18 protein-coding genes are annotated in these 18971 nt (G+C 71.3%); 12 read left to right on the forward strand and 6 right to left on the reverse strand.

Annotated elements, in window-relative coordinates; all coding sequences use genetic code 11:
- Positions 1–37: 37 nt before the first annotated feature.
- Positions 38–1105, reverse strand: a complete 1068-nt coding sequence (locus ACFC96_RS40565; protein WP_376617344.1) for a glucose-1-phosphate thymidylyltransferase — start codon at positions 1103–1105, stop codon at positions 38–40.
- A gap of 289 nt (positions 1106–1394) precedes the next feature.
- Here ACFC96_RS40565 and ACFC96_RS40570 point away from each other — a divergent pair, with 289 nt between their 5' ends.
- Together ACFC96_RS40570 and ACFC96_RS40575 are read left to right on the forward strand one after the other, a co-directional pair.
- Positions 1395–2888 carry an MFS transporter gene (locus ACFC96_RS40570; protein ID WP_376264732.1) on the forward strand — a complete coding sequence of 498 codons (1494 nt, stop codon included), beginning with the start codon at positions 1395–1397 and terminating at the stop codon, positions 2886–2888.
- A 202-nt stretch (positions 2889–3090) separates the two neighbouring features.
- Positions 3091–4293, forward strand: a complete 1203-nt coding sequence (locus ACFC96_RS40575) for an acyltransferase family protein (RefSeq protein ID WP_376264735.1) — start codon at positions 3091–3093, stop codon at positions 4291–4293.
- A gap of 141 nt (positions 4294–4434) precedes the next feature.
- Here ACFC96_RS40575 and ACFC96_RS40580 read toward each other — a convergent pair whose 3' ends face one another.
- Complete coding sequence (locus ACFC96_RS40580) at positions 4435–4911, reverse strand: hypothetical protein (RefSeq protein WP_376264737.1); 477 nt, start codon at positions 4909–4911, stop codon at positions 4435–4437.
- A 171-nt stretch (positions 4912–5082) separates the two neighbouring features.
- On the opposite strand from ACFC96_RS40580, the gene ACFC96_RS40585 reads away from it, so the two are divergent.
- Genes ACFC96_RS40585 through rfbH form a run of 5 tightly spaced genes read left to right on the forward strand, consistent with a single transcriptional unit; the run spans position 5083 to position 9398 of the window.
- Positions 5083–5556, forward strand: coding sequence for a hypothetical protein (locus ACFC96_RS40585; protein ID WP_376617345.1), 474 nt, complete (start codon positions 5083–5085; stop codon positions 5554–5556).
- A gap of 8 nt (positions 5557–5564) precedes the next feature.
- Positions 5565–6164, forward strand: a complete 600-nt coding sequence (locus ACFC96_RS40590) for a dTDP-4-dehydrorhamnose 3,5-epimerase family protein (RefSeq protein ID WP_376264743.1) — start codon at positions 5565–5567, stop codon at positions 6162–6164.
- Positions 6161–7141, forward strand: a complete 981-nt coding sequence (rfbB, locus tag ACFC96_RS40595) for a dTDP-glucose 4,6-dehydratase (protein ID WP_376264746.1) — start codon at positions 6161–6163, stop codon at positions 7139–7141. The genes ACFC96_RS40590 and rfbB overlap by 4 nt, the downstream gene beginning before the upstream one ends.
- On the forward strand, positions 7138–8094 hold the full coding sequence (locus ACFC96_RS40600) for an NAD-dependent epimerase/dehydratase family protein (RefSeq protein WP_376264749.1): 957 nt from the start codon (positions 7138–7140) through the stop codon (positions 8092–8094). Before rfbB ends, ACFC96_RS40600 begins: the two co-directional genes overlap by 4 nt.
- Complete coding sequence (rfbH, locus tag ACFC96_RS40605; RefSeq protein WP_376264752.1) at positions 8091–9398, forward strand: lipopolysaccharide biosynthesis protein RfbH; 1308 nt, start codon at positions 8091–8093, stop codon at positions 9396–9398. The genes ACFC96_RS40600 and rfbH overlap by 4 nt, the downstream gene beginning before the upstream one ends.
- A 256-nt stretch (positions 9399–9654) precedes the next feature.
- On the opposite strand, the gene ACFC96_RS40610 is transcribed toward rfbH, so the two are convergent.
- Positions 9655–10926, reverse strand: a complete 1272-nt coding sequence (locus tag ACFC96_RS40610) for a nucleotide disphospho-sugar-binding domain-containing protein (protein ID WP_376617347.1) — start codon at positions 10924–10926, stop codon at positions 9655–9657.
- Positions 10927–11137: 211 nt separating this feature from the next.
- On the opposite strand from ACFC96_RS40610, the gene ACFC96_RS40615 reads away from it, so the two are divergent.
- Positions 11138–12157: a zinc-binding dehydrogenase gene (locus ACFC96_RS40615; protein ID WP_376617349.1), complete on the forward strand. Its 1020-nt coding sequence runs from the start codon at positions 11138–11140 to the stop codon at positions 12155–12157.
- 21 nt (positions 12158–12178) lie between these two features.
- On the opposite strand, the gene ACFC96_RS40620 is transcribed toward ACFC96_RS40615, so the two are convergent.
- Positions 12179–13348, reverse strand: a complete 1170-nt coding sequence (locus tag ACFC96_RS40620; RefSeq protein WP_376617351.1) for a winged helix DNA-binding domain-containing protein — start codon at positions 13346–13348, stop codon at positions 12179–12181.
- Positions 13349–13522: 174 nt separating this feature from the next.
- On the opposite strand from ACFC96_RS40620, the gene ACFC96_RS40625 reads away from it, so the two are divergent.
- The 3 genes from ACFC96_RS40625 (at position 13523) to ACFC96_RS40635 (ending at position 16670) form a co-directional block, all read left to right on the forward strand.
- A complete protein-coding gene (locus tag ACFC96_RS40625; RefSeq protein ID WP_376617353.1) occupies positions 13523–13987 on the forward strand; it encodes a nuclear transport factor 2 family protein in 465 nt (154 codons plus the stop codon).
- 65 nt (positions 13988–14052) lie between these two features.
- Positions 14053–15141, forward strand: a complete 1089-nt coding sequence (locus ACFC96_RS40630; RefSeq protein ID WP_376617355.1) for a winged helix DNA-binding domain-containing protein — start codon at positions 14053–14055, stop codon at positions 15139–15141.
- A 101-nt stretch (positions 15142–15242) separates the two neighbouring features.
- Positions 15243–16670, forward strand: coding sequence for an alpha/beta fold hydrolase (locus tag ACFC96_RS40635; protein ID WP_376617356.1), 1428 nt, complete (start codon positions 15243–15245; stop codon positions 16668–16670).
- A 76-nt stretch (positions 16671–16746) separates the two neighbouring features.
- Here ACFC96_RS40635 and ACFC96_RS40640 read toward each other — a convergent pair whose 3' ends face one another.
- Complete coding sequence (locus ACFC96_RS40640; RefSeq protein ID WP_376617358.1) at positions 16747–17511, reverse strand: SDR family NAD(P)-dependent oxidoreductase; 765 nt, start codon at positions 17509–17511, stop codon at positions 16747–16749.
- A gap of 228 nt (positions 17512–17739) precedes the next feature.
- On the opposite strand from ACFC96_RS40640, the gene ACFC96_RS40645 reads away from it, so the two are divergent.
- Positions 17740–18195, forward strand: coding sequence for a hypothetical protein (locus ACFC96_RS40645; protein ID WP_376617360.1), 456 nt, complete (start codon positions 17740–17742; stop codon positions 18193–18195).
- Between the two features lie 87 nt (positions 18196–18282).
- Here ACFC96_RS40645 and ACFC96_RS40650 read toward each other — a convergent pair whose 3' ends face one another.
- Complete coding sequence (locus ACFC96_RS40650; protein WP_376264775.1) at positions 18283–18813, reverse strand: nuclear transport factor 2 family protein; 531 nt, start codon at positions 18811–18813, stop codon at positions 18283–18285.
- Positions 18814–18971: the final 158 nt, after the last annotated feature.

Genomic DNA, 18971 nt, shown 5'->3' on the forward strand with positions numbered 1-18971 from the left:
GTCACCCGCGAAGCGGTGACCGGCCGTCCGGCATGTGTCAGGCGGCGACCTCCACGCTCGAGTGGTCGCCGACCACCAGCCGGTAGTGGTCGTCGAGCACGGCCGAGCTCACCGTGGCGTCGCGGCCGATCAGGGAACCCTTGACGCCGCTCACCCGGTCGACGGCGGCGCCGTCCAGCATGATCGAGTACTCCACGCCCGCCGCGCTGAGCCGGCAGTCGCGGCCGATGGAGGTGTGCGGGCCGACCCAGCTGTCCGCCACCACGGAGCCGGCGCCGATGATCGCCGGCCCGACGACGCGTGAGCGCACCACACGAGCGCCGGGCTCGACCACGACCGCCCCGACCAGTTCGCTGCTCTCGTCGACCGCGCCCAGCACCGACCGGTCTAGGCGGTCCAGGAGGTTGCGGTTGCAGTCCAGGACGTCCTCGACCCGGCCGGTGTCCTTCCAGAAACCCGGGTAGACCCGGGCCTGGACGTCGGCCCCCGAGGTGATCAGCCACTGCAGCGCGTCGGTGATCTCCAGTTCGCCCCGTGCGCTCGGCTCGATGGCGGCGACCGCCTCGTGGATGGCCGGGGTGAAGAAGTAGAGGCCGATCACCGCGAGGTCGCTCCGGGGGAACTCGGGCTTCTCCACGAGCCGCAGCACACGGCCGTTCTCGTCCACCTCCGCGACGCCGAACTCCCGTGGATCGGCGACCTTGCGCACCACGACCTGGGCTGCCGGGCGGCGGGCGCGGAAGTCCTCCGCCAGGTCGGCCGCGCCGTCGGCGAGCATGTTGTCGCCGAGGACCATCACGAAGTCGTCGTCCTCGCCGAGGAAGTCACCGGCGATGCGGACGCAGTGGGCCAGTCCCAGGGGTTCGTCCTGCGGGATGTAGGTGATCCGGACGCCCAGCGCCGAGCCGTCGCCGAGCGCCGAGACGATGTCCTTGCTTCGGTTGCCCACGACGATCCCGACCTGGGTGACGCCCATGTCCCGCAGCTGGTCCATCACATGGGCGAGCACCGGTTTGTTGGCGATCGGGATGAGTTGCTTCGGCATGGAGTGACTGAACGGGCGCAGCCGGCTGCCCAGGCCTCCGGCCAACACGAGTGCTTTCATCAGAGCCCTCCTCAGAGCCTCGCGGGGTCGTCGCGGGAGCGACGACCACCGTGCCGTGCGTCCCGGTGGCTCGGCGTTGCTGCGAGGGCGGAGCCGCACCGCGCACGCAGCTTGTGGGCGCGTGGTCGCGGATCGCTCAATCCCTGATGGGCCGGGGCCCCGACCAGGTGGCGCCGCCGCAGCGGCGCCCGCGAAGGCCTGCTCCACGCTGCGGCGAGCCGGAGTCGAGGGCAGTGCGGAACGCTTCCGTCCTGATATCTGTCTCTGCATTCCTAGGGGAAGAGGCCTCATGGACTCCGCTTCCGACGAATCTGTCGGCCAAGTGGCCGACCGCCGACGGTGGTTGGCTCTGGCCGTGGTGATGACCGCGTCCTTCCTGGACCTGGTCGACGTAACGATCGTCAACGTCGCCGTGCCACGCATCGAGGAGGACCTGGGCGCCTCGTTCAGTTCGATCCAGTGGATCACTGCCGGGTATGCCCTGGCCTTCGCCATCGGCCTGATCACGGGCGGCAGGCTCGGGGACATCTACGGCCGCAAGCGGCTGTTCCTCATCGGGATGGCCGGCTTCACGATCGTCTCCGCCGTCTGCGGTCTCGCGCCCGGCCCGGAGACCCTGGTCGTCGCACGCTTCCTGCAAGGGGCGATGGCCGCCCTGATGGTGCCGCAGGTGCTGTCGATCATCCACGTCACCTTCCCCGCGGAGGAGCGCGGCAAGGTCTTCGGCATGTTCGGCGCGATGATCGGCCTCGGCGCCGTCGCCGGCCCCATGATCGGCGCGCTGCTCACCGAGTGGAACCTCTTCGGGCTGGAGTGGCGTCCGATCTTCCTCGTCAACCTGCCGGTCGGCATCGCCGGCCTCGTGCTCGGACGGCGCTACATCAGTGAGTCCCGGGCCCCGCAGGCGCTCCGCCTCGACCTGGTCGGCGTGGCGCTGGCCAGCGTCGGACTGCTGTTGCTCCTCTACCCGCTGATGCAGGGCAGGGAGCTGGGCTGGCCGCTGTGGGGCTTCCTCTCGATGGGCGCCGCCGTGCTCGTGTTCGTCGTCTTCGTCCTGTACGAGCGTGCCAAGAAGACGCGCGACGGCTCACCGCTGGTGGAGCTGTCGCTGTTCAAGGTGAAGAGCTTCGCGGCGGGCATCGGCGTACAGCTCACGTACGGGGTGATCTCCGGGATCTTCTTCCTGATCTGGACCCTGTACATGCAGCTCGGCCTCGGCTGGTCCCCGCTGCACGCCGGTCTGACCGGTGTGCCCTTCTCGGTCGCCGCCTCGGTCTCCGCGGGCGTGTCCGTGCAGATGCTCGTGCCGCGCTTCGGGCGGAAGGTGTTGCAGGCCGGAGCGCTCGTCAAGCTCGTCGGCGTGCTGCTGTACATCTGGGAGGCCGATCAGCAGGGCAGCGCCATCACCAGCTGGCAGATGCTGCCGCCCCTGGTGGTGATGGGGCTCGGCATGGGCCTGATCATCGCCCCCATCACGGACGCGGTGCTGTCGGAGGTGCCCACGGAGCACGCGGGGTCGGCGTCCGGGCTCATCAACACCATCAACCAACTCGGGCTGGCACTGGGCCTCGGCCTCGTCGCCGTGGTGTTCTTCTCCGTCGTCGACTCCGGCCAGGCGGCCCGCAGGCCCGTCGGCGACGTCTTCTCCGACGCCTTCACCCATGCCCTGTGGTGGGTGGCCGGGGGCCTGGCGCTGGTCTTCGCGCTGATGTTCGCGCTGCCCAGGTCCGTGAACCGGGGCGAGACGGCGCCGGCTGCCGGAGTGGAGGAGCTCGCCGTCTGAACCACCTGACCCGAGGCCGCCCACCGACCAGGTGGGCGGCCTCAGGCGTGCGCGCCGGGAGGCGCGGGGGGTCCGGCCGGGCGACTCCACAGATATTCGAGCCGGTATCCACAGTCCTGGGGGACGTTGTGGCTCCGGCTTTCCGCCCACGACGTCGGACGCCGGCCAACCCAACGACGCTCGGCAGTGAAGGAGGCGCTCCATGTCAGCGTCACATGTCCCGTCCACCGGGGCCGGAGAACAATCCCGGCTCCCCTCTCTCACCGGTCTCCGCTTCGTCGCCGCGCTCCTCGTGGTGCTGTCGCACGCGGGCGGATTCCTGCTCGTACGCATGGGGGGCTCCGGGGAGAGCTATTCGCAGTACCTGTTCGGCGCGGGCAACAAGGGAGTCTCCTTCTTCTTCATCCTCAGTGGGTTCGTGCTCACCTGGGTGGCCCGGCCGGGAGACACCCGCATGCGGTTCTGGCGCCGCCGAGTGGTGAAGATCTTCCCCAACCACCTGGTCACGCTGACGGCCACGGTGCTTCTGATGCTGTACGCGGGAATCGCCGTCACGGTCGCCAACACCGTGCCCACCATGTTCCTGGTGCAGAGCTGGATACCGGACTTCGACGTGATCCAGGGCCCGGGCACCAACACCCCCAGCTGGTCGCTCGCCTGTGAGGTGCTCTTCTATCTGGCGTTCCCCTGGCTGCTGTTGCTCATCCGGCGCATCGAGCCGGCCCGCCTGTGGCGCTGGGTGGGCGCCATCACGCTGGCGATCATCGCGGTGCCGTTCCTCGCCGAACTGCTTCCCAACGCACCGCGGATGCAGTTCGATCCCATTCCCTGGTGGAAGTACTGGTTCGTCTACTACTTCCCCCTCACCCGGCTCCTCGAGTTCGTGCTGGGCATCCTGATCGCCCGCGTCGTGCTGACCCGACGCTGGATCAACCTGGGCCTCGGCTGGTCGCTGCTCCTGACCGTCGCCGCGTTCGCCCTCGCGTCCCAACTGCCGGGCGAGTACGGCCGGGTGGCGCCGACCGCGCTGCCGCTGGCGCTGCTGATCGCCTCCGCCGCCACCGCGGACCAGCGCGGCCGGCGCACCCCGTTCGGGGGCCGGGTCATGGTCTGGCTGGGCGAAGTGTCGTACGCCTTCTACATCGTGCACTTCCTGGTGGTCACCTACGGGCCGATCGGAACCGCGTACCCCGAGTTCTGGATGGAGAAGTGGAGTGGTCCACAAGCGCTGCTGGATGTCGGTCTCACGGTCGCGATCAGTCTGGTTCTCGCCTGGGCGCTGCACGGCCTTGTCGAGCGGCCGCTCATGCGCAGGTGGAGCCGCCCCGCCTCTTCGGCGGCCGTGCCGGTGACGCCGGACGCGCCGGGGCAGGAGACCGCGCCGCAGGGCGCGGGCGTCAACTGACCGAGCGGGCCAGGGCCCGGCCACGCGTCCCCCGGGACGCATGGCCGGGCCTTCCGCATGTGGCGCGGGTGGTGCGGACAGCGCGACGGCCCCGCCCTCGTCTCCCGTGGGGGACGAGGGCGGGGCCGTCGCGGCCGGGGTTCAGGCCCGGGTGGCGTCCTCCGTGACGGGCACCGTGGCCGTCAGGGTGTCGTTCACGTCGTAGACCTTGGTCTCACCGGAACCCGTGAAGGTGTCGCCGCTGACCACGATGTTCTGCTTGACGTCCAGACGCCCGAGGTAGGTCCCGTTCGCGTCGAACATCGGCTCCGCGAGGCGGTACGAGTAGTGGTTGGTGCTGGTCTTGACCCAGGGGCCCGAACCACCCGACGAGGCGGCGAACGCGATCCCGCCCGGGGTGAAGTGAATGTTGGTCACGACGTCCGGGCTGCCGGGTATGTGGACGTGTACCGCCCAGGTGCCCGCCACGTTGGCCGCGGCCTGCGTGGCGGCGGATCTCGACGTCCCGCCCTGGGCCTGTGCGGTGGTCGCGCCGACGAGGGGGAGCACCAGCAGGGCCGCGGCGGTTGCGGCAGCCAGCGCCCGGGACCTGCTGCCCTTGATACCTGTGCGACTCATTGAATTCCTCCGTTGGGTGCCGTGCGGATTCTCTGTGGGAGCACCCTGCGCCAGCGGGCTAGACGCACTCTTGAGCCCCGCTGCACACACCGCGTACTCCAGTGCCGGTCGAGGCTGCCCTCGCACCCTGAGACCCCCGACCCGGGCCCGCGACCAGGAGGTGGCAGGCGGATGGCAGACACACCGGTGTCCGAAACGGTGGCCGGTGCCTGGACGGCACAGGTCGAACGACCTTCAGGGACGGCGTCGAGCACGTTCCACTTCACCCCGGGCGGCCGGGCTTTTCTCGTCTCCGGGGGCGTCGGCGCGGGAACCTGGACCGTCACCGGGCCGGACCGGTTCTCGTACCGGATCGCCGAGCTGCTGCTCGACGGGAGCGGGGCCCGGATCGGCTGGGTCGACATCGACCAGCGGGCCGTCCGTTCGGGAGACACCTTCACCAGTACGGGCGTGACCGTCGTCTACGACATCGACGACGTCAGGACGCACAGCGCCACGGTCGGCGTCTCGGCCGTACGGGCGGACGCCCCGGGGATGCACCGTCTCTCGAGGAAGCGTCCAGCGGATCCGGCCAGCATGAGCGAGGCCCACGCGACCACCGGTGCGCCGGCGCGGCCCACCGACAGAGCAGGAAAGGAAAGGTGACCGGACCCGTGCGTGTCGAAGAGACAGCAGTCCCCGGGGCGTACGTCATCACCCCGGAACAGATCAGGGACGACCGAGGCAACTTCTACGAGTCCCTGCGCGCGGACGAGCTGGAACGGGTGCTGGGGTACCCGTTCGTGCCGCGCCAGATCAACTACTCGGTCTCCCGCCGCGGCACGCTGCGGGGCATACACAGTGTGAGCACACCCCCTGGGCAGGCGAAATACGTCACCTGCGTGCGCGGCGCCCTGCGTGACATCGTGGTGGACCTGCGGGTGGGCTCGCCGGCGTTCGGCCGCCACGCGGTGGTCGAACTGGACGCCGAGTCAGGACGGTGCGTCTACGTCCCCGAGGGCGTCGGCCACGGATTCCTGGCGCTCGCCGACGACACCTGCATCAGCTACGTCGTGTCCAGCGCCTACGTGCCCGGCACTCAGGTGCACATCCAGCCGCTCGACCCGGAACTGGCCCTGCCGTGGGGGTTTTCGGAACCACCGGTGATGTCCGAGAAGGACGCGGGCGCGCCCACTCTGGCCGAGGCCCGCACGGCCGGGATCCTCACGCCGTGGCAGCTCGACGGACGCGTCCCGGCCGGGGTGGGCGCATGAGGATCCTGGTCACCGGCGCCGCCGGCTTCATCGGCTCCCACTACGTGCGCACCATGCTGGCGGGCGGGTACCCGCAGTACGAGGACGCCCGGATCACCGTCGTGGACAAGCTCACCTACGCCGGAAACCGCGACAACCTTCCGGACACCCACCCCCGCCTCGACTTCGTCCGGGGGGACATCTGCGACCTGCCGCTCCTCCTCGACCTGCTGCCCGGCCACGACGCCGTGGTCCACTTCGCCGCCGAATCGCATGTCGACCGTTCCATCGACTCGGGATCCGACTTCGTGCGGACCAACGTGGCAGGTACCGAGAACCTCCTCGCGGCCTGCCTGCGCACCGGTGTCGGCCGGGTGGTCCACATCTCCACGGACGAGGTGTACGGCTCCATCGAGGAGGGGTCCTGGACGGAGGAACGGCCGCTGGAGCCCAACACCCCCTATGCCGCGTCCAAGGCGGGATCCGACCTCATCGCCCGCTCCTTCTGGCGCACGCACGGCCTCGACGTGTCCATCACCCGGTGCTCCAACAACTACGGGCCCCACCAGCACCCCGAGAAGCTCATTCCGCTCGCCGTCACCAACCTCCTGGAGGGCCGCCCCGTCCCGCTGTACGGCGACGGCGCCCATGTCCGCGAGTGGCTGCACGTCGACGACCACTGCCGGGCGATCCAGCTGGTCCTCACCCAGGGCCGGGCCGGCGAGGTCTACAACGTGGGGGGCGGCAACGAGCGGACCAACACCGAGGTCGCCGGCCGCCTCCTGGAGCTGCTCGGCGCCGACCGCTCCGCGCTGCGCCGGGTCGCCGACCGCAAGGGTCACGACCGGCGCTACTCGCTGGACGACACCAAGATCAGGGAGCAGTTGGGCTATCTGCCGTCGACCCCCTTCGAGCAGGGGCTCGCCGACACCGTCGACTGGTACCGGGACAACCCGCACTGGTGGAAGGCGGCGAAGTCCGCGGAGGGCGCACGATGAGGGCGGTGGTCCTCGGCGGAACCGGCTTCCTGGGACGTCACATCCACGGCGCGTTCCAGGACGCCGGGGCGCGGGTGGTGCCGGTGTCACGGTCCGACGCCACACACACCGACCTCACCGAGGACTCCGGGCTGCGCAGCCTCGCCGCCCTGCTGGCGCGTATCCGGCCCCACGTGGTCGTCAACGCCGCCGGACGGGCCTGGCGGGCCGACGAACGGCAGATGGCGGAGGGGAACGCCGAGCTGGTCGACCGGCTCGTCGGCGTCCTCGCCGCACAGGACCACCGGCCGCGACTGATCCATCTGGGCAGCGTCCACGAGTACGGGCCCGGCCGTGCCGGGACGAGCACGGCGGAGGAGCACCCGGCCGCGCCGAGTACGCCGTACGGACGGACCAAGCTCCTCGGCACCCGCTCCGTCCTGCGCGCCGTCGCGGTGGGCGAGGCGGACGGGGTCGTGCTGCGCCTCGCCAACGTGTCCGGGCCCGGGACCCCCCGGGGCAGCCTGCTCCGGCAGGTGGCCGACCACCTCGTGGAGGCGGCGCGGGCACAGGACCGGGGGGAGACCCCCGCGGCCCTGAGGTTCCGGACGCTGGCCGTCCGGCGTGACTTCGTGGACGCCCGGGACGTGGCCGACGCGGTACTGGCGGCGGCGGCCGCCCCGCTGTCCGCGGTGAACGGACAGATCGTCAACATCGGCCGGGGCGAGGCGGTGCGGATGCGGCACCTGGTCGCCCGCATGGTCGCGCTGAGCGGTCTGCCCGTCGAGGTCGTCGAGGACGCGGACGGCCGCTCACTGCGTGAGGACGCGCAGTGGCAGCGGCTGGACGTCTCCAAGGCCCGGCGCCTGCTCGGCTGGCAGCCACACCGTGATCTGGACCGATCGCTGCGAGACCTGCTCGACACGGCATGCGTACCAGTACGCGGAGAAGAGAGGGAAGAGGCACAGACATGAGCGATCACAAGGCATCGGTCCTGGACGCGGTGCGGGCGTACCACCAGGCAGCAGCCGACTCGGCCGAGCCGTTCACTCCCGGCGTGACGGAGATCTGGCCGTCCGGCGCGGTGCTCGAGGAGGAGGACCGGCTTGCGCTGGTCGAGGCCGCGCTGGAGATGCGGATCGCGGCGGGTCCGAGCTCACGCACGTTCGAGTCGGCGTTCGCCAAGAAGCTGAAACGCCGCAAGGCGCACCTGGTGAACTCCGGGTCCTCCGCGAACCTCCTGGCGGTCTCGGCGCTGACCTCGCACCTCCTGGAGGACCGCCGGCTCCGGCCCGGCGACGAGGTGATCACCGTGGCCGCGGGCTTCCCCACCACGGTGAACCCGATCCTGCAGAACGGCCTGGTCCCGGTCTTCGTCGACATCGAGCTCGGCACGTACAACACGACGGTGGAGCGGGTGGCCGAGGCGATAGGCCCCCGGACCCGCGCGATCATCATCGCCCACACCCTGGGGAATCCCTACGCGGTCGCGGAGCTCGCCGAACTGGCGACCCAGCACGATCTGTTCCTGATCGAGGACAACTGCGACGCGGTCGGCGCCACCTACGACGGGAGGCCCACGGGCACCTTCGGTGACCTGTCCACCGTCAGCTTCTACCCCGCGCACCACCTGGCGATGGGGGAGGGCGGCTGCGTCCTCACCTCCAACCTGGTGCTGGCCCGGGTGGTGGAGTCGCTGCGCGACTGGGGCCGTGACTGCTGGTGCGAGCCCGGTGTGAGCGACACCTGCCTCAAGCGGTTCAAGTACCAGCTGGGCACGCTGCCCGCCGGTTACGACCACAAGTACATCTACTCCCACGTCGGTTACAACCTCAAAGCCACCGACCTGCAGGCGGCGCTCGGGCTCACCCAGCTCGACAAACTGGACCGCTTCGTGGACGCGCGCCGGCGCAACTGGCGACGGCTGCGCGAAGGGCTGGACGGGCTTCCGCACCTGGTCCTTCCCGAGAGCACGCCGCGCAGTGACCCGAGCTGGTTCGGCTTCGTGCTCACCGTCGATCCCCAGGCACCTTTCGGCGCGGCCGAACTGGTGGCGTTCCTGGAGGAACGGAAGATCGGCACCCGTCGGCTGTTCGCCGGCAACCTGACCCGGCATCCCGCCTACGCGGACCAACCGCACCGAGTGGTAGGGGAGTTGACCAACAGTGACATCGTCACCCTGGGCTCCTTCTGGATCGGCGTCTACCCGGGTCTCACCGACGAGATGCTCGACTACGTGATCTCCTCGGTCAAGGAGTTCATCGCGGCCCGGCCCTAGAGCCGCACGGCGGGACCGCTCCCGCCCGAAGTGCTGTCAGCGCCGCTCGGACCCGCATCCGGGCGGCGTCGGCGTTGCTGCCGGAAGCCGGAAGCCGGAAGCCGGAAGCCGGAAGCCGGAAGCCGGAAGCCGGAAGCCGGAAGCAAAAGCCGAAAGCCCGACAGTCGCTTTCGGCCCCGGCCCCGGCCCCGGGCATGGCCACGACGCGGCCCGCCGCCGGTGTGCATGGCGACGGGCCGCGTCGGGTCCCTGGTCACTACCGGCGGCGATACCGCGCGGTCAGCCCTTCCAGGACCGGGACGACGTCGTGCGGGCTCGGTGTGGCGAGCCAGTCGGCGTGCAGTGTGTCCGCACCGGCCCGGAACCGCGGCTCCTGGAGGACCCGCTGGATCCTGGCGCGCATCTCCTGAGGGGACTGCTCCTTGTGGTCGAGGGTCAGGCCCGCGCCGCGGTCGGTGAGGTACCTGGCGTAGGCCGGCCCCTCCACCCCCTCGTCACGCAGGACGAGTTGCGGCACCTGGTGGGCCACGGCCGCGGACAGCGTGCCGCCACCGCCGTGGTGGATGATCGCCGAGCAGCTGGGCAACAGCTGGTTGAGCGGCAGATAGTCGACCGTACGGACGTTGTCCGGTACGTGCTGACCGGCCAGCTGCGCTTCGTTCAGTGTGGCCACCACCTCGGCGTCCAGACCGCCGACCGTCTCCAGCATATCGGCGATCATGGCCGCGTTGGTGTGGAACAGCCGGCCGGACATCCCCAGGGAGAGCGCCACCCGCGGCCGCTTTGGCGCGCGGTGCAGCCATTCGGGCACGGCACCGACGCCCGTGTACGGCACCCTGCGCACCGCGACCGTGCGGGCCCCGGTGCGCAGCCGCATCGACGCCGGCGTGGGGTCGACGCTCCACTGGCCGAGGAGCAACTCCTCGTCGACGTCCAGGCCGTAGTGCTCGGCGATCGGCCGCACCACGTCGACCAGCGGGTCCTCCAGGCCCAGTGCGGGGGCCCCGCCGCGTTCGAGGAACCGGGCACGGGCCCAGCCGCAGTAGTCCGGCCCCCAGAGCGTGCGGGCCTGGGCCGCGCCGCAGAGCCGGGCCGCCACCGCCGCGGCCGGCCACTGGTCCCAGAGCACCAGGTCCGGCTGCCAGCTGCGGGCCACGTCGACCAGGTGCTCCACGCCCGGGGCGAGAGCCGAGGAGCCCTCGGGCGTGTGGAAGATGCGCAGGGCCGCCAGGGCGTAGTCGCTGAACATCTGCCACGCGTCCTGGTCGCCGGGCCCGATGGCCAGCGCCTCGGCGAGCCGGCCACGCTCCTCGTCGTCGATCATGAAGCGGCCGACCGCCGAGAGCGCGGGCATGGTGTCCGCGTCGGACAACGGCACCGCGGTCAGACCCGCGGCGGTGACCGACTCCGTCAGCGCGGGGTGGGAGGCGACGCGCACCTCGTGCCCCGCACCCTGCAGGGCCCAGGCGAGCGGAACGACGGGATACAGATGCGCCGACATCGGCCACACGGTGAACAGGACGCGCATCGTGAGCTCCTCAGGGATCAGGGCTGAGCTGTCTGGAGAGTCACGAGCCTTTCGCCGGTGACTCGTGCGGATCTGGAGCGCTCCTGGACACGGGCCGTCGGCGCCCTGGAGCAGCGGCTTCCGCTCCAGCGCCCCTCGAGCGCCGTGCGTTACCCATGAGGGAGACAGGGGCCCGCCGCGTCGGCGCTCAGGAACCATCACGAGGAGAGAGATGACCACCATTCCGAAGACGGCCCGGGAAGTCCGTATGGCCTCGCACGTGCAGGGGCGGCCGGTCCTCGGCAACTTCGACCTCGTCGAGGTGGAGGTGCCCGAGCCGGGCGAGGGAGAGGTCGTCGTCAGGACGGATCACCTGAGCCTCGCCGCGGCCTACGCGGACTTGATGAAGGCCGACTGCAAGCTGCCGCTCCCGCCGTGGAAGGTGGGCGACCGTCTGGGCGGCGGCGCGGTCGGCACCGTGGTGCGTTCCAACAGCCCCGACCTGGCCGTCGGCGACGTCGTCCAGGGCATGAGCGGCTGGTGCGAGTACTCGGTCGGTCCGGCCCAGGGTTACTTCAAGCTGCCCGTCGGTGCCTTCCCGAGCCCGGTGTACTTCCTCAGCCAGGGCCCCACCGCGTACTACGGGATGGCCGAGATCGCCAAGGCGGGCAAGGACGACGTGGTGTTCGTCTCCGGTGCGGCGGGCGGGGTGGGCTCGCTGGCCGGCCAGATCGCCAAGTGCCGTGGCGCCGCGCGGGTGATCGGCAGCGCCGGAAGCAAGGCCAAGGTCGACTACCTGGTCGACGAGCTGGGCTTCGACGCGGCCTTCGACTACCACGACGGTCCCGTCGTCGACCGCCTGCGCGAGCTGGCACCCGACGGCATCAACGTCTTCTTCGACAACGTCGGCGGCGAGCAGTTCGAGGCGGCCGTCGAGGTGGCGGCCCCGCACGCCAGGTTCGCGCTCTGCGGTGCGCTGTCCGGCCAGATCGGTGACACCGAGGCCGGCCGGCCCCGGCTGGACCTGATGACCGCGATCACCAAGCACCTGGAGCTGCGCCCGTTCGCCTGCTACCACACGCCGGAGCAGATCTGGGCCTGGGCGGAGCACTTCGGGACCTGGCTGGGCGAGGGGCGCTTCGTCTTCCCGCACACCGTGGTCGAGGGGGGCATCGAGGAGGCCCCCCGGACGATGCTGTCGCTGCTGGACGGTGCGTACCGGGGCAACGTGTCCCTCACCGTCTCGGGCTGACCGCGCCCGCCGCACGGGCGGCTACAGATGCTTGCCGGCGTCGACGACGCCGACGGTGAGCGTCGGGGTGCCCTCCAGGATCTCGCCGATCCGGTCCACCTGGGCGGTCAGTTCGGAGCGCCGGGCGGCGGAGAGCGGGGTGAAGGGCTCCACCCGGACGTCGAGGCGGCGCCCCGACCGCCGCTGGTGCCACACGCCGGCGACGACTCCGTCGATCAGGACCACAGGTACGTTCCCTGCCTGGCCGCCGGAGAGTGCCCGGCCGGCGGCCGGGCCGGGGAACACCGCGTCGCGCGGGTGGCAGCCGATGACGTAGGGGTCGAAGTACGGCAGCAGCCTCAGGCCGCTGCGGGGGCTGGGTGCCGTGGGGGCGGCCGGTTCGGTCGTCCAGGCCGGCGTGCCGTCCAGATCGACCGGAACCAACTCGTCCGTGATCGTGTCGAAGAGGTCCGCCGACCACCTTCTCGGGGCGCCCAGCCACTGCGCGAACTGCTGGGAGGTCGCCGGCCCGTAGGCGTGCAGATAGCGGCGCAGGACCTCGGCCGAGGCGGCGGCGCTGTCCATGGGGCGAAAGCCCGGGACCCATCGGCGCGGACTGGTGTAGGTGACCTTGCGCCCCCGGTTCGGCCCGAAGCACAGGACACCCCGGTTCGCGGCGGTCTGCAGGGCGGCCCGCCACCGGGGCCAGGCACCGGAGAAGGCGGGCAGCGCCAGGTCCGCCGCCCAGGGGCCGGTGCGGCCGACGACCTCGTCGCCCAGTTCCTCGACGGTCAGCTCGCCGTCCTCGACGGCGGACTCGATCGCCTCCAGCACCTCCTCCACCTGATGGTCTGTCAGTAATGCGTGGGGCAGGGCGCTCGGGGGCCTCGGGACGCACGACAGGGCGCCGACCCACATGGGGAGCTCCTCGGCCGCGAGGAGGTGCACGGTGCCGCGGGGCCCGTAGCTCTTCACGAGGCTGCGGTCCTTCCAGAGCGCCGACTGCACATCGGTGCGCGTCGTGCCCGGGACGCGCAGCCCGAGCGACATCTCGGCACCGGACATGACCTGCGCATGGGCGCCGCACATGGCGCTCGCGGCTTCCGTGATCCCCCCGCCCGGCGCGGTCTCCGCCAGGAAGTGCCGGCTCACACGGCGGGCACACGCCTCGGCCCAGGACATCCGTAGTTCGTCGGTGGTGCGGTCGGTCATGGAAGTGCGCTCCGTCCGGTCGTGATGATCTGCCGGATTGTCCCGTGCCGTGCTCGACTCCCGCTGGAGAACGACGCGGTGACGTTCCAGCGGTGCGCGATCCATGGTCGAGGGGCGCGGCCGAGAGTGGTGCGCCCGCGCTCGTGACGCGCGCACCGACGAAGGGGATGCACCGTGCCGCACCGATCAAGTTCCGCTCCGACCCGGGTCTCGGCCGAACTCCACGTGGAGGTCCAGGCGTTCTACGCGTTCCAGCTCCCTCTCCTGGAGGACCGGAAGCTGGAGGAGTTCGTGCTCACGTTCACCGAGGACGGAAGTTATGCTCAGGTCAAGGACGGCTGGGAGCTGGCCGGCCGGGAGAACCTGCTCGCCGCGATGTCCCGGGCGATCCCTCATTACGGCAACAAGATCTTCCGGCACTGGTTCGACAAGTTCGTGATCGAGCAGGTGGCCGAGGACGAGATCAGCGTCGTCTTCCGCTCCCTGGTCAGCGTGACGGACGAGACCGGCGCCGTGATCCTGGAGCCCAGTTCGACGGTGGAGGACGTCCTGGTCCGCCGCGACGGCCGGCTGTTCACCCGCTCGCGTGTGGTCCGGCGGGACGTGGCGGCCCCGGACGGCGCAGCCGACGCCGACTAGCCAGGTCGCCCACCGAGGCGCACCGAACGGGCACGAACCGGCCCGCGACACGAGAAAGGGCCGACATGTCCGTGCTCTCCAACCTGGTGCTCAACCGGACGCTCCTGCAGAGGCAGTTGCTGCTGCGCCGCACCGACGGCACCGCGCTCGAAGCGATCAGGCACCTGGTCGCGATGCAGGGACAGGAGTGCAACGCGCCGTACGTGGGCCTGTGGGCCCGTGTGGCCGGTTTCGCGCACGAGGACCTGACGGCGCTGCTGCACGATCGCAGCGTGGTGCGGGGAGCGCTGCTGCGCACCACCCAGCACCTCACGGCCGCCGAGGACTTCGCGCTGCTGCGGCCCCTGGTCCAGCCGGTGCTCGACCGCTCGCCGCGGCAGGGATTCGGCAAGGAGATCGCCGGACTCGATCTCGCCGCCCTCGCCGCGGCCGGCCGGGAGCTGCTGGCCGGACAGACCCTCACCCGGCCCCAGTTGGGCCGGTTGCTCGCGGAACGGTTTCCCGGCCGCAGTCCCCAGGCTCTCGGCGGGACGGCCCACTTCCTGCTGGCCCTGCTCCACCCGCCGCCCAGCGGCACCTGGGGCAAGTGGGGCAACCGCAAAGCCGTTCCCTGTGTGCTGGCCGACGAGTGGACCGGTCGGCCCCTGTCGACGGCACCCCAGGTGGAGACCATGGTGCTCCGCTATCTCGCGGCCTTCGGGCCGGCCGGCGTCATGGACGTACAGGCGTGGTGCGGACTCACCCGGCTCGGGGAGGTCCTCGACCGGATGCGGCCGCGGCTGCGGACCTACCGCGACGAGGGGGGCAGGGAACTCTTCGACCTCCCCGACGCGGAGCTCGCCGATCCGGACCTGCCCGCCCCGGTGCGGTTCCTGCCGCCGTTCGACAACGCCGTCCTCGGACACAGCGACCGCAGCCGGGTGATCGACGACGGCGACCGCAAGCAGGTCATGCCGGGGATGTCACAGGTCAGGCCCACGTTCCTGGTCGACGGCTTCGTCGAGGGCACCTGGGCGCTCAACGGCTCGACGCTGCTGCTGAGCCCGTTCCGCCAACTGTCCGACGAGGACACCCGGGACGTCGTCGAAGAGGCCGGGAAGCTGGCGGCGTTCGTCGGCGAGGACGGGAAGGCCGGCGACGTCGCCTTCGCCTGAGAGGGCGCCAGGAGGGCCTCGCCGCGGTCCGGGAACGTTCCAGTGCTGCTCGAGGAGACAGCGGGACGCTGGCCGTCTGACGAGAACGGAGGTTCGCCGTGGTGAGCGAGTTCCACACACAGCGGCCCACATGGTCGCTCGCACCGGGCGACGACCAGGCCGAGTACGCGACGATCGAGGTCCCCCGCGACTACGCCGACCCCGGGGGTGAACGCATCACGCTCGCCCTGAGCCGCCGCCGCGCCACCGACCCGGCGCGACGGCGCGGCATCCTGCTGGCCGTCAACGGCGGCCCCGGCGGCGACTGGGGACACGGCCGGGACCTGCCCGCGAAATTCGCCGGCACCCCGCTGAACGAGGTGTACGACCTCATCGGCTTCGACCCGCGCGGCACCGGTGAGTCCACCCGGCTGTACGCCGAAGTGGCCGTCCCCACCGCGCAGTTCGACTCCCGGCCGCCGGACGGCGCCTTCGCCGAACTGGCCGAGGACATGCGGCTGCGGGAGGAGGCGTGCGCCCGGGGCGGCGGTGCACTGCGCCCGCACATCAGCACCCGCAACACCGCCCGGGACCTGGACGTGATCCGGGCGGTTCTCGGCGAGGACCGGATCAGCTTCGTCGGGTACGCCTACGGCGCCTACGTGGGAGCCGTCTACGGCAGCCTCTTCCCGGCCGCTCTCGACCGGCTCGTGCTGGACTCCTGCGTCGGCCCCGACTGGACCTGGCGCGAACAGTTCCTGTGGCAGGGCGACGCGGTGCAGCGCAATGTCGACCTGTGGGCCCGCTGGGCCGGCGAGCGGCACGGCCACTTCGGGATCGGCGCGTCCGCCGGGGCGGTGCTCACCACCGTCGAGGAGGTGGTCGCGGCACTGGAGAAGCTGCCCGAGGACGCGGTACGGCTGCGGACCCTGTTCGACGGCGCCGTCGGCAACCGCGCGAGCGACCGCGGCCAGTGGGACACACTCGCGGTCGTGGTCGCCGGCCTGCGCGAGAGGGCGGTGGCGGGCGACCTCGACGGCTGCCGCGAACTGCTCGCCGCGCAGGGCACCTGGCGGCCCGCGGACAGCGAGGGCGATCTGCGCGTCGGCGTCCTGGAGGCCATCACGCTCGAGCACGCCTGGCCGTCCGACCTGGAGGTCTACTACCGCGACATGAGGGAGTTCAGGAAGCGGTTCCCGTACGGCTACGGCGTTCTGCGCGCCCAGCCGTGGGTCGGCGCCTTCCGGGCGTTCGAGGCCCCGGAGGAGCCGGTGGTGCTCACCAGGGACGGCTACGGCGCCGGCCTGATCGTGCAGGCCGACGGCGACCCGATGGACCACTACGCGGGCGGCGTCGCGATGGCCGAGCGGCTCGGCCACCACCTGCTCACCGTCGAGGACTCGGGCGAGCACGAGGTGTACGTGCTCGGCGGCAACCCGCTCGTGGACGCCGTCGTCCACCGCTATCTCGTGGACGGCGAACTGCCGCCCGCCCGCTCCTCGGTCCCGGGACGCACCCCACGCCCCGACATCGCGGCGGACACCGCCTGAGCCCGCACATCCGACAACCGCCCGGCCGGGGAGTCCCGGCCGGGCGGTTCTCTGTCGGCGTGCGGCCGTCCGGACGTCAGCGGGCGGCCACGTCCATGCCGCCGTCCAGGGTGAGGATCTGGCCGGTGACGAGCGACTCGGTGTCCCGGGTCAACTCGGTCACCCAGCGCGCGACTTCGCCGGCCTCCGCGATCCGGCCGAGCGGCACCGACTGCGCGACCCCGGCGAAGAGGCCTTCGGCCTGTTCGGGCGTCAGGCCGTTGGCCACATAGGCCTCGGTCCGTACGAAACCGGGGGCGACGGCGTTGACCCGGATGCCCTGCGCGGCGAGTTCGGCGGCCCAGCTGCGGGTGAAGCTGTGCAGCGCGGCCTTGCTGGCGGAGTACAGGGAGCTCTCCGGGCCGGGGTTGTGGCCGCCGCGGCTGGAGATCAGCACGATGTTCCCGCCGGGGGTGCGCAGCAGCGGGAGCAGATGGCGGGTCAGCACGACCGGGCCCAGGACGTTGGTCTCCAGCACCTCGCGGGCGACGGCGGTGTCGACGGACGCGAGCGGGCTGAAACGGAAGATGCCGGCGTTGTGCACCAGGACGTCCAGAGCGCCTCCGCGCTCGCGGACCGCCGCGACGACCGTCTCCGCTCCCGTCTGCGTGGTCACGTCGGCGGCGACGGGGACGATCGACGGGTGTTCCGTGGCGACCTCTTCGAGCCGCTCCTTGCGGCGGCCCGTGATGATGACGGCGGCCGCGCCGAGCCGGGCGAAGGCCAGTGCGGAGGCGCGGCCGATGCCGGTGCCTCCTCCGGTGACGACGACGGTCCGATCGGCAAAAGGCTGGTCCGACATGGGAGTTCCCTCTCTGGGCCGGTGAAGGCGGAGTGACTGGGGCAGGCCCGGGGGCCGGGCGGCCAGTACAGCGAAACCGGCTGGGGCCCCGGTCGAGTGGACACGGAGCGTCCCGGGCCGCGCCGTACGGAGCGGGCTGTACACGCGGTCAAGCGGGCTTTGAGCCCCTGCGGCCAGGGTGTACGCGTCAGTTGCCCCGGCGAGACGCGCCCTGCGCGGGAGGAACACATGAACCGATCGGGTACCGAAGGCGCCGGACCGGCGGCCAGGCTGCTGCTCGTGGCCGCGGCCGCCGCGCTGGCGGCCGTCCCGGCGACGGGCACGGCGAGCGCCCGGCCTCGGCACGACCACGTGGTGCAGACCCCCGTCGGCACGTGGAGTCTCAAGGTGAGCTTCGGCGGGCAGACGTTCGACAGCACGGTGCAGTTCACCAGGAACGGCCGGGCCTTCCTCGTCAAGGGCGGGGCGGGGACCTGGTCCCGCACCGGGGACGACCGTTTCACCTTCCGGATCGCCGAGCCGATCTGGGACTCCCAGGGCCACTACCTGGGCCGGGTCGACGTCTCTCAGCGTGCCGTCCAGACGGGTGACACGTTCACCAGCACCGGGGAGTCCAGGCAGTACGACGCGGACGACAGGCTCGGCCGGGTGGTGCACGCCGAGGACAGGGGCGCCCGGCTCTGACCCGTACGTCATGCGCGTCGGCGGCCGTCCGTGAACCGTGGTTCGCGGACGGCCGCCGAGGTGTGCGCGGCAGCTGCGGGGCCCTCGTCAGGACGGGTTGTGGATCTTGTCCGCCCAGTCGGCCGCGTCGTGGGTGACGACCCGGGAGCGGGTGAGGAGCCGCCCGGCGCGGCGGACGAGCACGTCCTCGACGACGGTGGTCGGTTCGAAGCTCACCTTGCCCCGCCGGTCGGTCATGCTCACGATCGCCTGGTACCGGACGTGCAGGGTGTCGTCGCCGGCCGTCGTGATGCGCATCCGGTCGAACCAGTAGCGGTACACCAGTCCGTCGTAGTACGGAATGTTCTCCTCCCGCGCGTTCCGCGCGGAGGTCTCCTCGGCGAGCGGCCGGTCCGGATCGCCCCGGCGGGCCCGCATCTCGGTCAGGAGCTGTGCGCGGCCCTCCAGCTTCCAGCCGTTGGGACGGTGCTCGATCGAGCCGTCCTCGGTCATGGTCTCGAGGAACTCCTCCAGCCTGCGTTCTTCGAGGAGCGGCATCTGCCGTGCGTAGAACTGCTGGACCTCCACGTAGAGCTCCGCTCCGACACCTTCCCGGACCTCCGGCAGTGTTTGCGACATCTCATCCTCTTCCGGTCATTGCGCACCACCTCGCCCGGTGATGCCAGCGGCGCTGCCAGCGTGCCGAACGGGACTGGAAGTGCCCTGGAGAGGCGCTACACCGCCGGGACGCGGGAGCGGGCTGCGTGTCCTGGCTCCGCAGCGGAGCGTTGTTCCGT

Origin of the sequence: Streptomyces sp. NPDC055955, from assembly GCF_042270245.1 — a bacterium.
GTDB lineage: Bacteria > Actinomycetota > Actinomycetes > Streptomycetales > Streptomycetaceae > Streptomyces.